The sequence below is a fragment of the Sphaerisporangium sp. NBC_01403 genome (assembly GCF_045040145.1).
In the GTDB taxonomy this organism is placed as follows: Bacteria; Actinomycetota; Actinomycetes; order Streptosporangiales; family Streptosporangiaceae; genus Sphaerisporangium; species Sphaerisporangium viridialbum.
On record NZ_CP109534.1, the window covers coordinates 8,915,557 to 8,930,348 of the forward strand.

14 protein-coding genes and 2 tRNA genes are annotated in these 14,792 nt (G+C 70.8%); 13 read left to right on the top strand and 3 right to left on the bottom strand.

What is annotated here, in order from left to right; all coding sequences use genetic code 11:
* Window positions 1-198: 198 nt before the first annotated feature.
* Entirely contained in the window at window positions 199-1,050 is an 852-nt protein-coding gene (locus OG589_RS40210; RefSeq protein WP_405143895.1) for a lysozyme, read from the bottom strand.
* A gap of 489 nt (window positions 1,051-1,539) precedes the next feature.
* Here OG589_RS40210 and OG589_RS40215 point away from each other — a divergent pair, with 489 nt between their 5' ends.
* From OG589_RS40215 to OG589_RS40230, 4 genes are all read left to right on the top strand, one after another.
* Complete coding sequence (locus OG589_RS40215; protein ID WP_405143897.1) at window positions 1,540-2,019, top strand: MarR family winged helix-turn-helix transcriptional regulator; 480 nt, start codon at window positions 1,540-1,542, stop codon at window positions 2,017-2,019.
* Window positions 2,019-4,550: an MFS transporter gene (locus tag OG589_RS40220; RefSeq protein WP_405143899.1), complete on the top strand. Its 2,532-nt coding sequence runs from the start codon at window positions 2,019-2,021 to the stop codon at window positions 4,548-4,550. The genes OG589_RS40215 and OG589_RS40220 overlap by 1 nt, the downstream gene beginning before the upstream one ends.
* On the top strand, window positions 4,547-5,386 hold the full coding sequence (locus OG589_RS40225) for a YceI family protein (protein WP_405143900.1): 840 nt from the start codon (window positions 4,547-4,549) through the stop codon (window positions 5,384-5,386). The genes OG589_RS40220 and OG589_RS40225 overlap by 4 nt, the downstream gene beginning before the upstream one ends.
* A 75-nt stretch (window positions 5,387-5,461) precedes the next feature.
* Window positions 5,462-5,950, top strand: coding sequence for a MarR family winged helix-turn-helix transcriptional regulator (locus OG589_RS40230; RefSeq protein WP_405143902.1), 489 nt, complete (start codon window positions 5,462-5,464; stop codon window positions 5,948-5,950).
* 63 nt (window positions 5,951-6,013) lie between these two features.
* Here OG589_RS40230 and OG589_RS40235 read toward each other — a convergent pair whose 3' ends face one another.
* Complete coding sequence (locus OG589_RS40235; protein WP_405143903.1) at window positions 6,014-6,817, bottom strand: dioxygenase; 804 nt, start codon at window positions 6,815-6,817, stop codon at window positions 6,014-6,016.
* A 115-nt stretch (window positions 6,818-6,932) separates the two neighbouring features.
* Between OG589_RS40235 and OG589_RS40240 the strand changes: the two genes are divergently transcribed.
* Window positions 6,933-10,214, top strand: a complete 3,282-nt coding sequence (locus OG589_RS40240; protein WP_405143904.1) for a BTAD domain-containing putative transcriptional regulator — start codon at window positions 6,933-6,935, stop codon at window positions 10,212-10,214.
* Between the two features lie 15 nt (window positions 10,215-10,229).
* Here OG589_RS40240 and OG589_RS40245 read toward each other — a convergent pair whose 3' ends face one another.
* Entirely contained in the window at window positions 10,230-10,889 is a 660-nt protein-coding gene (locus OG589_RS40245) for a hemerythrin domain-containing protein (RefSeq protein ID WP_405143905.1), read from the bottom strand.
* Between the two features lie 237 nt (window positions 10,890-11,126).
* Here OG589_RS40245 and OG589_RS40250 point away from each other — a divergent pair, with 237 nt between their 5' ends.
* The 8 genes from OG589_RS40250 (at window position 11,127) to OG589_RS40285 (ending at window position 14,776) form a co-directional block, all read left to right on the top strand.
* Window positions 11,127-11,345: a transposase gene (locus tag OG589_RS40250; RefSeq protein WP_405143906.1), complete on the top strand. Its 219-nt coding sequence runs from the start codon at window positions 11,127-11,129 to the stop codon at window positions 11,343-11,345.
* An 86-nt stretch (window positions 11,346-11,431) separates the two neighbouring features.
* Complete coding sequence (locus OG589_RS40255) at window positions 11,432-11,704, top strand: hypothetical protein (RefSeq protein WP_405143908.1); 273 nt, start codon at window positions 11,432-11,434, stop codon at window positions 11,702-11,704.
* Window positions 11,701-12,624, top strand: coding sequence for a hypothetical protein (locus OG589_RS40260; RefSeq protein ID WP_405143909.1), 924 nt, complete (start codon window positions 11,701-11,703; stop codon window positions 12,622-12,624). Before OG589_RS40255 ends, OG589_RS40260 begins: the two co-directional genes overlap by 4 nt.
* Before the next feature lie 363 nt (window positions 12,625-12,987).
* Window positions 12,988-13,060 (top strand) — tRNA-Thr (locus OG589_RS40265).
* A 219-nt stretch (window positions 13,061-13,279) separates the two neighbouring features.
* Window positions 13,280-13,353 (top strand) — tRNA-Met (locus tag OG589_RS40270).
* A 79-nt stretch (window positions 13,354-13,432) separates the two neighbouring features.
* Window positions 13,433-13,597 carry a 50S ribosomal protein L33 gene (gene rpmG, locus OG589_RS40275; RefSeq protein ID WP_184608557.1) on the top strand — a complete coding sequence of 55 codons (165 nt, stop codon included), beginning with the start codon at window positions 13,433-13,435 and terminating at the stop codon, window positions 13,595-13,597.
* A 297-nt stretch (window positions 13,598-13,894) separates the two neighbouring features.
* Window positions 13,895-14,344, top strand: coding sequence for a MaoC family dehydratase N-terminal domain-containing protein (locus OG589_RS40280; protein WP_405143912.1), 450 nt, complete (start codon window positions 13,895-13,897; stop codon window positions 14,342-14,344).
* Between the two features lie 3 nt (window positions 14,345-14,347).
* Window positions 14,348-14,776 (top strand): MaoC family dehydratase, encoded by a 429-nt coding sequence (locus tag OG589_RS40285; protein ID WP_405143914.1) that lies wholly within the window; start codon window positions 14,348-14,350, stop codon window positions 14,774-14,776.
* The last annotated feature ends 16 nt before the right edge of the window (window positions 14,777-14,792 follow it).

Genomic DNA, 14,792 nt, shown 5'->3' on the forward strand with positions numbered 1-14,792 from the left:
TTCTTGACAAGCTGGGAAAGGTTGATTGTTGCCTACGTGTCAAGGCGCGCTTGGCGGATCTTGCCGCCGACTCTGACGGGCACCCTGGTGGCCTGCGATGACGCTCTCCTGCATGCACCGAAAGGCTGGACCCAAGAAGGCCCCTGTGCCGGCGAAGCGCGGTCAGGGGCCTCTTGGACTCATGGGTCGATCAGGGGATCAGCCGTTGGCGAGGGCCTGGACGCGGGAGAAGTCGCCGTTGAAGTAGTCCTGGTCGCCGGGGAAGGTGCCGCTGTCGGCGTACTGCCAGATGGTCTGGTAGCCCCAGTTGTACGGCATCGGCCCGGGTGAGCCGTTGTAGTTGGCGATCATCAACGGGTTGTTGGCGGCGAAGGAGCGGAGGTTGCCGGTGCACTGGCTCCACCAGCTTGTCGCCGTGTAGATGACCGGCCAGCGGCTGGTCCTGGCGTGGTACTGGTTGCTGAACGCGGTGATCCAGTTGACCATGGCGGAGGCCGACAGCCCGTAGCAAGCCGCGCCGTACGGGTTCCACTCCATGTCCAGCAGGCCGGGGAGCGTCTTGCCGTCCTTGGACCAGCCGCCGCCGTGGTTGACGAAGTAGTCGGCCTGGGCCGCGCCGGAGGAGGTGTTCGGGGTGGCGAAGTGGTACGCGCCGCGGATGAGGCCCGCGTTGTACGAGCCCGTGTACTGCTGGCTGAAGTACGGGTTGGTGTAGTTGGTGGACTCCGTCGCCTTGACGTAGGCGAACCTTGCGCCGTTCGCGGCGACGGATGCCCAGTTGACGTTGCCCTGCCAGCTGCTGACGTCAAGGCCGCGAGTCTGGGCGACAAGTGGGGTGATGGTCACGTTGCCGGTGGCGGGTTCGTGCTTGGCCACCTGCGAACCCATCCAGTCCCTTTCGGGGTGGGTGACGGGGTTGGCGGCGGCCTCCGTCGCGGGGGCGGGGTCGGCCGGGGCGGCGGATGCGGGGAGAGTGCCCAGTGTGACCGTTACACAGGTCAGGGCGGCGACGGCGAGCGCTGTCAGGGGAAGGCGGTTGTTGCTTGCCACGTGGTCCTCCGAGTGGGGGGTTTTCTCGAGGAACAGCCGAGAGATCGCGGCGGGCGTCCGTTGGCTCCAGCCCATAGGCCGGACGGTCCCGTGAGAGCCGCGGTGCCGGATGGCCCCGCGAGAGCCGCGGCGCCAGATAGCACGGAAAGCCTCCTTTCCGTCAAATGCGTCTACTCCAGCAAGTAACTAACCTTCGTTCGGACCTATGTAAAAGGTGTAAAGTTTCCTAACTATTGCTGTCCGATTGGCAGATCTCTCGCATGGCGCTGGTCACGGGGGGCGACCTGCGAGCGCGACGCTGGTGGCGGGTGGGGAGAGCGCGGGGAAGCGGGAGCGAGGGCGGCGGCGGGGCAGTACGCCAGCGAGGCGTCGCTCCCGCTGGGAGCGACGCCTCACTGGCGTTGGCCCCAAAAAATCTGGACATACCCCCCTGAAGGTTGCCTAGGGCAATGATATATATTTGCCTAAGGCAACTAGATGGAGGCGGTCATGGCATCGGAGGACAGCTGCGGTGAGCTGCTTGTCCGGCTGAGTGACATGGGTGCGGTGATGAAGGCGGTCAAGAGGGATCTGCCGTTCGCCGGCTCCCGCGCCGGGCTCGCCCTGCTCGTGGCGCTCAGCCGTTGTGGCGAGGTCCGTATGGGCGAGCTGGCGGAGATGTTCGAGGTCGACCAGTCGGTGATCAGCCGGCACGTGGCCGACCTCCAGGAACGCGGCTGGGTCGAGCGCATCCCCAACCCCCGCGACGGGCGCTCCTGGTACGTCCGGCTCGCCCCGGACGGGCGGCAGGTCACCGAGGAACTGCTCGACCATGTCCGCCACCTTCTCGCCGACACCCTCGGCGACTGGACCGACGAGGAGATCGCCGAGCTCGCCGGCCTTCTGGCCCGGCTCCGTACGAGCTTCGACGCCCGCCGGGCCCACACCATCCACGCTTCCCGCACGGCGCAGACAGTGAAAGGACATTGATGGCAACCGCAGTACCGGCCGGGGTGCAGGAGGCCGCACCCGAACCGGCCGCTCCGATGTCGCATCGGGAGATCCTGGAAGCGCTGTCGGGACTGCTCCTCGGCATGTTCGTGGCGATCCTGTCGTCGACCGTCGTGTCGAACGCCCTGCCCACGATCATCGCCGACCTGCACGCCGATGAGAACACCTACACCTGGGTGATCACCTCGACCCTGCTGGCCACCACGATCTCCACGCCCATCTGGGGCAAGCTCGCCGACCTGGTGAGCAAGAAGGTCCTGGTGCAGCTCGGTCTCATCATCTTCGTCATCGGCTCGGCCATCGCGGGCGTGTCGCAGAACCCGGGCATGCTCATCGGGGCCCGGGTGATCCAGGGTCTCGGAGCCGGCGGCCTGACCGCGCTGGCCCAGGTCATCATGGCGGCGATCATCTCGCCCCGCGAGCGCGGCCGTTACTCCGGCTACCTCGGCGCGATCTTCGCCCTCGCGACCATCGGCGGGCCGCTCATCGGCGGCGTCATCGTGGACACCTCCTGGCTCGGCTGGCGCTGGTGCTTCTACGTGGGCGTGCCGTTCGCCGTCATCGCCCTGATCGTCCTGCAGAAGACGCTCCACGTCCCCGTGTACAAGCGCAAGGTCAACATCGACTGGGCCGGCGCGGTGCTCATCAGCGCCGCGGTCTCCCTGCTGCTGGTGTGGGTCTCGTTCGCGGGCCACAAGTACGACTGGCTGTCGTGGCAGACCGCCGCCATGGTGGGCGGCGCGCTGGTACTGGCGCTGATCTTCCTGTTCGTCGAGTCGAGGGCCGGCGAGCCGATCGTCCCGCTGCACCTGTTCCGCAACAGCGCGATCAGCCTCGCGGTGGTCGCCAGCATGCTGGTCGGTGTCGCCATGTTCGGCGCGACGACGTTCCTGAGCCAGTACTTCCAGCTCGCCCGGGGCGAGACGCCCACCATGGCGGGTGTCATGACCCTGCCGATGATCCTCGGCCTGGCGATCTCGTCGACCGTCGCCGGTCAGATCATCACCCGCACCGGACGCTGGAAGATCTTCCTCGTCATCGGCGGCGTGCTCCTCACCGCCGGATTCGGGCTCATGGGCTCGATGCGGTTCGACACCGCCTACTGGCTCCTGGCGATCTACATGTTCGCCATGGGCGTCGGCGTGGGCCTGACCATGCAGAACCTCGTCCTGTCCGTCCAGAACCAGGTCAGGCCGGAGGAGCTCGGAGCGGCCAGCTCGGTCGTCGCGTTCTTCCGCACGCTCGGCGGCGCCATCGGCGTCGGCGCGCTCGGCGCCGTGCTGGGCCACCGGGTCATCCAGTACCTGGAGGAGGGCCTGTCCAAGATCGGCGTGCACAGCGACCTGAGCAACGGCTCGATTCCCCGCCTGGCGGACCTGCCCGGCCCCGTCCGCGAGGTCGTCACGGGCGCGTACGGCCACGGCGTCGGTGACGTGTTCCTGTACGCGGCGCCGAGCGCTCTGCTGGCCCTGATCGCCATCCTGTTCATCAAGGAGATCCCGCTGCGCACGGCCAGCGCCGAGCAGATGTGCTCAGGCGTGGACGAGAACCAGCCGGTGCGCAACGGCACGGGCCCCGGCCGTCACGCCCAGCAGCGGGACACCCAGGAGCTGGTGTCCGTGGGCGCCGAGGCCCCGGCCGCGTTCAACGGGTTCGCCGCCACCCGCGCCTCGGCGCAGGCGCCGGCCCAGCTCTCCGGCGAGGCGCCGGTCCAGCAGACGGTGTACGCGTCCGCGGGCGCGCCCCATCCCGAGGGCGGCAGCGGGATCCGCGGGTTCATCAAGGGCGCCGACGGCACGCCGGTGCCCCACGCCACCCTCACCCTGATCGACGTACGAGGCCACCAGCTCGGCCGCGCGGTCACGCAGGCGGACGGCGGGTACAGCCTGTGGACGCCGGGCAGCGGCACGTACGTACTCATCGCCTCCGCCAGCGACCACGACCCGCAGGTGGCGACCCTGGCGGTCGGCGACCAGCCGCTGGACTTCGACCTCGTGCTCGCCGGCTCGGGCAAGCTCGTCGGCACCGTCCGCGACCCGGACGGCAAGCCGGTCGTCCAGGCGATGGTCATCGTGACGGACGTGCGCGGGGAGGTCATCACCACGGGCGTGACCGCCTCGGATGGCGTCTTCGGCTTCGCGGGCGTCGTCGCGGGCAGCTACACCCTCGCCGTCAGCGCCGCGGGTCACCGTCCCGCCGCGGTGCCCGTGGAGGTCGGCACCGGCCAGACCAGGCAGGACGTCGAGCTGCTGCCCGGCGTCCGCGTCAGGGGTACGGTCCGCGTCAAGGACGGCGGGCCGGTGGCCGACGCCCGCGTCACGCTGCTCGACGCCGCGGGCAACGTCGTCGGCTCCGCCACCACGGGGGCGGACGGGGAGTACGCCTTCGCCGACCTGACGGGCGGCCAGTACACCGTCATCGCCACCGGCTACCCGCCCGTGGCGAGCGCGCTCAACCTGGCGGGCCAGGGCGACGACGCGTACGACCTGTGGCTGGGGCACCCCGAATGAGCAGCACGCTCGCGGGAAGGTACGGCCTGCACGCCGTTGTCCGCACCAAGGACGGCTGGGCGGTGCCGCACGCCGTGGTCACGGTGACCGACATGTCCGGCCACCAGGTCGTACGGATGGACGCGGACGCCGAAGGCACGGTCCTGACCGAGCCGCTCAGCCCCGGCGTCTACACCGTCGTGGTCACCGCGGTGGGGTACGCCCCCATCGCGTCCACGGCGATCGCGACGGCCTCCGGCAGCGCCGAGCTGGGCGTGCTGGTGCTCGCGCGGCAGGGTGGTGTCGAGCTGCCGCCGCCCGGCGTGTGGACCATCGACCCGGCGCACTCGAAGGTCGCGGCGACCGCGCAGCACCTGGGGCTGTCCAGCGTCCAGGGACGGTTCTCGGAGTTCGCCGGGCGGATCGACATCGGCACGACCGCCGAGGCGTCCGCCGTCGTCGCCGAGATCGACGCGACGTCGATCGACACCGGCAACAAGACGCGCGACGACCACCTGCGCTCGGCGGACTTCCTCGACGTCGGGCCGCATCCGGTGATCTCGTTCCGCAGCACCGGGCTGTCGCCCGCGGGCCCTGATCGGTGGACGCTGCACGGCGTCCTGACGCTGAGCGGGATCACCCGCGAGGTGGACCTGGACCTGGCCTACCTCGGCACGAGCCCCGACCCGTGGGGCGGACTGCGCGCGGCGTTCCGCGCGGTCACCGAGCTGCGCCGGGAGGACTTCGCGATGAACTACAACCAGATCGTCCAGGCGGGGATCTCGCTCATCGGCGCGACTCTGAAGGTGGAGCTGGACATCCAGGCGGTGCAGGGGGAACCCTCGGCTCAGGCCTGATCGTTGAGGCTACGCCGAGGGGCGCGAACCCTTGTCGTTCGAGCGACTCCGACACTGAAGGGAGGAGGAGGCACGATGCCCGAGACACGAGCGGCGGCAGCCGTCCAGGAGGCGGTGCCAGCCGAGGAGTACGAAGCGTACTGCGCGCTCGAGCACCAGCTCGGCGTCCTCTTCCGGCGTTCCCGCGCGCTGTCCGCCGAGATGGGGCGCGCGGTGCACCCAGAGCTGGAGCCGGGGGCGTACGGGATCCTCGTGCGCATCGGGGACGTCGCCCCGGCGCGCTCCAGCGAGCTGGCCGCCTACTTCGGCGTCGGCAAGGCGACGATCAGCCGCCAGCTGAAGGTGCTGGAGGAGCTGCGGCTCATCGGGCGCCAGCCCGACCCGCTGGACGGCCGCGCCCACCTGCTCGATCTCACAGAAGAGGGGCGCGAGCGGCTCGACCGCGCGCGCTCGGCGCGGCAACAGCGCTTCTACGCCCTGCTCGGCACCTGGCCGCAGGATGACGTGCGGCTGCTGGGCCAGATGCTCGCCCGGTTCAACGCCCTGGCCGACAACCTGGAATAGCGCCGGCCGGACGTGATCCCTGGCTGACCTCGGGTCCCCTCGGACGACCCCGGCCCTCGCTCGTCAGGCGACCTGGAACGATCGCTTGGCGAGGCCCATCCAGTAGCCGTCGATGGTCTGCCGCGGGGGCGCCTCGGGGTCGGTGGCGGCGCCGAGCGTGACGAACAGCGGCGCGAAGTGCTCGGCGGTCGGGTGCGCGTACGGCATGCCGGGCGCGCGGTGGCGGAAGTCCGCCAGCTCGTCGACCGCGCCGCGGGCCAGCGTCTCGGCGGCCCACGCGTCGAACTCCTGTGACCAGCACGGGGCGACGGCCTCTGGGCTGAAGTCGCGCAGGAACGGCAGCCCGTGGGTGGTGAACCCCGAGCCGATGATGAGCACCCCCTCGTCGCGCAGCGGGCGCAGCCTGCTGCCGAGCCGGAGCAGCCGGTCGGGGTCCAGGGTGGGCAGCGACATCTGCAGGACCGGGATGTCGGCCTCGGGGTACATCACCGTCAGCGGCACGTAGGCGCCGTGGTCGAGACCGCGGTTCGGCCGGCGGCTCACGGTCTCGCCGGCCGGCATGAGCGCGGCCACCTTGGCGGCGAGCTCGGGCGCGCCCGGCGCGCCGTAGCGCACCGAGTAGTAGCGCGCGGGGAAGCCGCCGAAGTCGTAGACCAGCGGGACGCCGTCGTCGGTGGCGCCGAGCATCAGCGGGGCGGACTCCCAGTGCGCCGAGACGATCAGGATGGCGGTGGGCCGGGGCAGGTCGCGCGACCATGCCGAGAGCTGCGCCGTCCACAGCGTGTCGTCGACCAGCGGTGGGGCGCCGTGGCTGAGGTAGAGGGCCGGCATCCGGGCCGTGCCGCCGCTGGACGTGACGTCGCTCATCGCGGGCTCCTTGGTTGAACATTCAAGCATCCAGGAAACCAGAAGATACTTGACTCGTCAATCGATTCCCGGACCTCCCCTTTTGCGGTTTATTTCAGGACATAATTCTTGGGTCATGGTGCGGATCCGGGTGCTCGGCCCCCTACACGCGAGCGTCGACAGCCGCGCGGTCTACCTCGGCACGGCGAGGCAGCGCGCGGTGGTCGCACGGCTCGTCTGCGAGGGCGGCCGCGTCGTGTCCACCGACCGGTTCATCGAGGACCTGTGGCAGGGGCAGCCGCCTCCCAAGGCGCTCGGCGCCCTGCAGGTCTACGTCTCCAACCTGCGCCGCGTGCTCGAACCCGGGCGGCGTCCGAGGACCCCGCCGTCCGTGCTGGTCAGCGCCGCGCCCGGCTACCGCCTCGACCTCGGTGCCGACGACGTGGACGCCTGGCGGTTCTCCCGCCTTCTCGACGCCGGCTCCACCCGCCTCGCCGCCGGCGCGTACGGTGAGGCGGCCACGCTGATCGACGAGGCGCTCGGCCTGTGGAAGGGACGGCCCTACGGCGAGTTCGCCGACGAGGAGTGGGCCGCGCCCGAGGTGGGGCGGCTGGAGGAGCTCCACCTGGTCGCCGTCGAGTACCGCGCCGAGGCGCAGCTCGGGCTGGGGCGCCAGGCGGAGACCGTTCCCGACCTCGAAGGCCATGTACGGGCGCACCCGCTGCGGGAGAACGCCGTCCGGCTGCTCGCCCTCGCCTACTACCGTTCGGGCAGGCAGGGGGAGGCCCTGGCCGCGCTCCGCAGGGCCAGGGAGACCCTCGCGGCCGAGCTGGGGGTCGACCCCGGCCCTGCGCTGCGCGCGCTCGAAGCCGACGTCCTGGCCCAGGCCGCCTCCCTGGAGCTCCAGCCGGTCATTCCGACGCCTCCGGCGCGGCCCGCCGCGCTCATATCCGAGCCCCGCGCACAGGCCACCGCCATGATCGGGCGCGCGGGTGAGCTGGCCAGGCTGGAGGAGATCGCCGGACGACCGGCGGGCTTCCAGATGGTCTGGGTGGCCGGTGACGCGGGGGCGGGCAAGAGCACCCTGGTCGAGGCCCTGGCGGCGCGCGTGGAGCGGAAGGGCGGCCTGGTGGCGTTCGGCCGCTGCCCGGAGACGGGCGGCGGCGCGCCTCCCGCGTGGGCGTGGAGCGAGGTCCTGCGCCGGCTCACCGCCGAGCACCCTCCCGCCGGCGGCCTCGCCGCACGGCTGGCGCCGCTCCTGACCGACGACGGGGCGTCCACCGGGCAGTTCCTGCTGGCACGGGCCCTCGGCGAGTACCTCGCGGGCGTCGCGGCGGTGGCTCCCACGCTCGTGGTCATCGAGGACGCGCACCGGGCCGACGGCGAGACGCTGCACCTGCTCAGGTACCTCGCGGTGCCCTCGACGCCGGTGCTGGTCGTCGCGACCTACCGGCCCGCGGAGGCCGAGGCCGACCTCGCCGCCACCCGCGCGGCCCTGGCCGCCCGCACCGCCGCGCATCTCGACCTGCCGGGACTCACCGAGGACGAGGTCGCGCGCCTGCTTTCTGATCGTTCCGGCCTCCGGGTCGACGCCGCCACCGCGCGCACCGTCACCGAGCGGACCGGGGGCAACCCGCTCTTCGTCTGCGAGACGGCCCGGCTGCTGGCCACCGACGGTCCGGCCGCCGCCCACGCCCTGCCGCCCGGCGTACGCGACCTGATCCGCCGCCGGATCGCGAGGCTGCCGGCCACCGCGCAGACCACGTTGCGCGACGCGGCCGTCATCGGCAGGGATGTCGACGTCGACGTACTGATCGCCATGCACGGCGACGGCGAGGAGACCGTGCTGGCGGGCCTGGAGGCGGGGGTGCTCACCGGCCTGCTGGCCGAGCCGTGTCCCGGGCAGGTGCGCTTCACGCACGTCCTGGTCCGCGAGACGCTGTACGAGGACACCCCGAGAATCCGCCGTGCCCGCCTGCACGGGCGCGTGCTCGACGCCCTTGAGCAGGTACGCCCGGACGACGTCGCCGGGCTCGGGCACCACGCGCTGGCCGCCGCGACCAGCCGCACGGCCCACGGGGCGGCGCGGTACGCCGCCGCGGCGGCCGGGCGGGCGGCCGGCCTGCACGCCCACGCGGAGGCGGCGCGGCTCCTTCAGGGGGCGCTCGACCTGCCGCTGGACGACGACGCCCTGCGCCTGGACCTGCTCTGCCGGCTCATCTCCGCGCGGGCGCACGCGGGGAACGTGGTGGGGGCGCTGGAGAGCAGGGCGGAGGCCCTGGCGGTGGCCCGCCGGGGGACCGACCCCGAGGCGGTCGCGCGCGCCCTCACGGCGTACGACGCGCCGGTGCCGTGGACCATCCAGCTCGACCGCCGCGCCGACCATGAGATGGTCGCCGTGATCGAGGAGGCCATCTCGCGGGCCGGCGAGAAGGCGCGGTGCCGGCTGCTGGCGGCCCTCACCTTCGAGCTGGAGGGACACGACGCCGCCCGTACCGAGGCGGCGTCGGCCGAGGCGGTCGAGATCGCCCGGCGGACCGGTGACCCCGAGCTGCTGTGCCTGGCGCTCAACGCCCGCTACTTCATGGTGCTGCACCCGGGACGCCGCGCGGAGCTGGAGGAGCTGGGCCGCGAGCTGCTGGACACGGGCGCCCGCCACGGGCTGCTCGGCTACCAGATGCAGGGCCACCACGCCCTGTTCATGGTGGCACTCGGCCAGGGCGACCTTGCGACCGCGCGGCACCACGCCGACCGCGCCGTGGAGTACTCCACCAGCGGCCAGCTCGGGCTCGCGCTGGCCGTCCTGTCGTTCTTCGACGCGATCGCCCTGCTGGTGCGGGGCGAGTTCGACGAGGCGGAGCGGCTGTACGACGCCGTCACGCGCCGGATGTACGAGTCCGGGGGAGCCAACGCGCTGATCCTCGGCGTCGCCGGGCGGTTCGTCATCCGGCTCGCCAGGGGCGACGCCGGGGACTCCGTCGCCGAGCTGCGGGAGCTGCACGCGTACCTGCCCGAGGAGGTGTCCGAGCTCCTGACCAGGGCTCTGGTCGCGGGGAACCGGCTGGGCGAGGCCCGCGAGGTCTGGCTGCCCCACTGGGACGTGCCGGAGGACTACTACTGGCTGTTCCGGATGAGCCTGCGCGCGGAGAACGCCGTCGCCCTCGGCGACGCGGCGGTCGCGAAGGAGTGCTACGAGGCGCTGCTGCCGTGGGCGGGGGAGCTGGGCGGGCTGCACTGCGGCTCGGTGACGCTCGGGCCGGTCGCCCACATGCTGGGCGACCTCGCCGCGCTCCTGGGCCGTACCGGGGAGTCGGCCGGGCACTACGCGCGGGCGGTGCGGGTCGCGGAGCGGGTGGGCTCACCGCACTGGGCCGCACGCGCGCGGCGGGCCTCGGCGCGTACGGACCGGCTGGTGTGACCCCGCTCTCCTGGATCACACTGTGGCGAGAGGGCCGAAGATCAGGCGCTGGCGGCGGCGGTGCGGCCCCCGGGTCAGCGCCAGCATGATCGACAGCACCGGACCCGCGATCTTCCGGAGCCGCGCGAGCTCCTCCGGCCTGGCGTACTGGGCAATGCGCGGCAGGTCGAAGGCGGCGTCCCCGCCCTTGCGCACCGCGGTCTCGACGGTGAGCCAGTCGGGCACCGAGACGTACTTCTCGATGATCGGGAAGATGGTCCGCTCCTCCTCCTCGATGTGCTCGTCGAGGAGGTCGGCGAGGGTTCCGAACAGGGTGGCGAGCCGCCCGGCCGCCGTACGGTCGCTCACGAACGCGGCGGCGGAGGAGCGCAGCTCGTCCAGCAGCGGATCGAGCTCCGAGTGGTCGTCGGACAGGTCGGAGAGGTCGACGGCGGCGCCGGCGGAGCGTTCGAGCACCGGCCAGAGGACCTTGTCCTCCATCGAGTGGTGGTGGTGGATGCCGTCGCACAGCTTGGCGATGAACGCGGAGATCGCGGTGGCCCTGGCCCGGTCGCACGACTGCCGCCCCGCGGCGATCTCGCCGGTCACGGCGGCCAGGCGGCGGGTGTCGCCTCGCATGGCGCGATGGGTGATGCGGAATCCCAGAGTGTCGGGAGTGTCGGTGCTGTGCGGCATGATGCTCTTCCTTGCCTGAGTCGTGTTCCTGTCGACCGCCAGCGTGCTCGGGAGCACTTAGAGCTTTCTTGGAACCGACTTAGCAAGGCCCGCGGATCCGGGTGGTAGGCAAGTCGCCGGCCGCGTGCCCGTGGTGCGCAAGTACGTGGTCGCGAGGGCACAGGTGAGGCCGCTGGTGCCATAGCGATCGTTGGTATTTCGAGAAACGGATGTTGGTTGGGCATACTCTGTGCCGCTATGGAGACGCGCTGGGTGGGTCCGGACGGCTACGAGATCACGGCCGCGACGCGCGGCGATCACCAGGTCCTCCGGCTCCGGCGGCACGGTGAGCTCGTCGCCGACTGCTTCTCCGTGGACGAGCTGCGCCGTTTCGTGGACCTCGCCGATCTGTGCGAGGTGATCGCTTTCCCCTTCGGCGGCCGTCCCCGCCGCAGGCGGCAGGAAGCGCACCGCTAGTGCCACACCGCGCTGATCCGGGTCAGCGCGGGGGGCGCATCAGGAGATCGAGCCGGGTCTGTGCCTCGGCGGGGTCGAGGCCGTCCATGGACTCTCGTATCAGTTCCCGGGTCCTGCGCTCGGCGTCGTGCTGGGCGCGACGGGCGGCCGAGAGCACCTGGGGCGAGACCGGGCTGATCGCCGAGTGCGCCGCCGCCTTCAGCGAGAGCGGTCGCCACCTGCACGAACTGCTCAGCGATCTCGGCCTGACGATGGACCAGACCGGTGAGCGTCTGCGCGTCGCGTCAACATGCCTCGGCGAGGCGGACACCGCCGTTCAGCGTGAAGCCCACAGACTGCACGACCTGGGATCGATGTGACGCTGCCGCCGCAGGCCGCCCTGGCGATGCAGGTCATCGGCCTGGACCCTGCCATCCTCCCCAACACCGACGGGATGGACGAACAGGCCTCCCAACTGCGGACCGTGGCCGCCGGCGCCGACCGAGCCGCCGGCGATGCCGAAGGCACGATGCGGCAGGCCCAGCAGCTCTACCGCGGTGAGTCCGGCGCCGCCATGGCCGACGACTGGCAGCGGACCGGCAACAGCGGAGGGCACCTCAGTCAGGCCGGCGCTGTGGCCAACCGAATCCCGGCAGCGCTCGACGGCCTCTCCGGGGTGGCCAAGATCACCGAACTGGCCCTGGGGGCCGAGGCCCTGTACGCCACCTACAGGGCCGGCAGGGAGTTGCTGATAGGTGGTCCCACCGGGCCCGCCAGGGCGTCCGTGCAGCTGCTTCTGGGTCGCCACAAGTCGAACTTGATCGTCCACGAGCTGCGTGAAGGCACCGGCAAGGTGCTGGCACGCGCCATCAGAGAAAAGATCCTTGGGCCCCTTCAGGGGCTTCTCCGCAACATGAAGGGTCCCCGTGGCCCGATGCCGAATGCCGTCGGAGCCGGAGGCCGCATCGACGTCCCGGTCAGTGGCGGCAGGTTCATGGAGCAGGCCGGCCCACGCGGCGGCCACACTCTGCGGATGGGCCGGAAGGGCTGGTTCTCTCCCGGTGGCGGGACTCCCAGAGCCAGCGACAAAGCGATGAAAGCGGCAGAGAACCTGGTGGAGCAAGATGTTCGCCTGGCTGAACGCGAGGCGAAGATGCTTGACGAAATGGCGGATCGAAAGACGTCGAGTGCGCGTAGGAGGCGTGAGGAAGGAGATGTGGAGTCGGCGAACTCATTGGTAGATGGAGCACTCAAGGACCGCACCGAGGCGAAGATCGTGAGGCGTGGGAGGAGGAACTGAGATCACTCTGGCGTCTCAGGCCGTGCCTTCCGGGCAAGGTGACGTGTGATCCGGTGCCTGTCTCGTGGCGTACGCCGCCGCCCGGAGGATCGGTGTCCGGGCGGCGTCTGGCATGCCTCGACCTCGCACGGAGAGGCGCCCTCGCCCTCGTGGACGAACCTCGACGCCGCTGAAGGTGTGGGGGCGGCGGCGCCCGGTCGGCCGCGCTCGCACAGGCACGCTGGGGGCGGGGATCCGGTGCTCGTTGGGGTGGCGTCCGGGAGAGCTCCGGGTGGGCGTTCTGATTCGCATCGGCCGCGGGGTCCGTGTATGGTTACACCTGTCCGCAGCGCGGCGCGGTAACGCGAAACGCGAGCGAGACCGGCCCCTTTAGCTCAGTCGGCAGAGCGTCTCCATGGTAAGGAGAAGGTCTACGGTTCGATTCCGTAAAGGGGCTCGACAGCGCAAATGCCCTCTCCCGGATTCCGGGGTGGGGCTTTTCGCTTGTGGGTATCCGACCGTGCTCACTAGTCCGCCTGTAAATAAGGGGAAGTGTAGGGGCCCAGCGATCAGGCATACTTGGAGCACCTAGCCCAGATCGGGCACGCCAATGCGCGTGCGCGATCGTCTTACAGGTCAGGTATCCTTTCGAGGCCGGTCGAGTTCGCCGGCCTGAGGCGGAGTAGCTCAGTCAGGCAGAGCAAGCGGCTCATAATCGCTGTGTCGCCGGTTCAAGTCCGGCCTCCGCTACTACCCTGCCGGGTCCCCCTGCAAAGGGAGACCAGGTTCGGGTTGTCCATGTGTCCCAAACGTAGAAAGGCACTCCCACGTGGCTGCCACCGACGTTAGGCCGAAGATCACGCTGGCCTGCCAGGAGTGCAAGCACCGCAACTACATCACGCGGAAGAACCGGCGCAACGACCCGGACAGGCTTGAGCTGAAGAAGTACTGCCCCAACTGCAAGTGCCACCGTGCACACCGCGAGACGCGCTAGCCGCGCCAGGGCATGGTGATCCCCGGGCACCGGGGCACCCTCAGCAGCACTTCGGCATTTTCGCGCGACCGGCGTTCTCCCTAGAGAGCGCCGGTTTGCCGCGTTCGGAAACAGGCCCGCCTGGGCGCGATGGCGACCGGCCTGCGCCGATACCGCGGCGGGGCGGGCTAGCGTTCTCCCTACCGGCGGAGGGCGCGAGCCGCGCGGACCGGATCCTCGATCCATCCGCGACGGCCGAACCTTGTTCTGTTACCGTCGGGGCTCCGCAGCTCTGCGTTCCGAAAGGGCACCGGCACGATGGCTTTGAACCGTGATTTCGTCGGACGGACCTATCCGGCGTCCACCTCCTACGAGGTGTGCCGCGTCAAGATCAGGGAGTTCGCGGCCGCGATCGGCGACCACAACCCGATCTACCGCGACCCCGAGGCCGCGAGGGAAGCGGGTCATCCCGACGTCGTCGCTCCGCCGACCTTCCCCATCGTGTTCAGCCTCTCGGGCGCCGGCGAGGCGCTCGCCGACCCCGAGCTCGGCCTCGACTTCGCCATGGTCGTCCACGGCGAGCAGCGGTTCGAGTACGACCGCCCGATCTACGCCGGTGACGAGCTGCTGTGCACCTCCACCATCTCCGAGATCCGCAGCGTCGGCCGCAACGAGGTCCTGACGATGACGAGCGAGGTCTCGACCGTCCAGGGCGAGCCGGTCTGCAGGACCTACAACACCATCATCGAGCGCGGAGGGGCGGCGTAACCCATGACCGCGACCGTGAAGTACGACGAGGTCGAGGTCGGCCACCAGATCCCGGCCGTCGACTACCCCGTCCACCGCGTCAACCTCGTGATGTACGCCGGAGCCTCCGGTGACTTCAACCCGATCCACTGGAACGAGCGGCACGCCAAGGCCGTCGGCCTGCCGGACGTGATCGCGCACGGCATGTTCACGATGGCCGAGGCCGGGCGGTTCGTCACCGACTGGGCCGGCGACCCCGGAGCGGTGGTCGACTACGGCGTCCGGTTCTCGTCCATGGTGGTCGTCCCCGACAACGACGAGGGCGCCGTGATCACGGTGAGCGGCGTCGTCGAGGCCAAGCTGGACGACAACCGCGTGGTCGTCGCGCTGACGGCGAGGTCGGGAGACTCCCGGGTGCTCTCCAAGGCCCGCGCGACCGTACGCCTCGCCTGACTCCGGTCTCACCCGC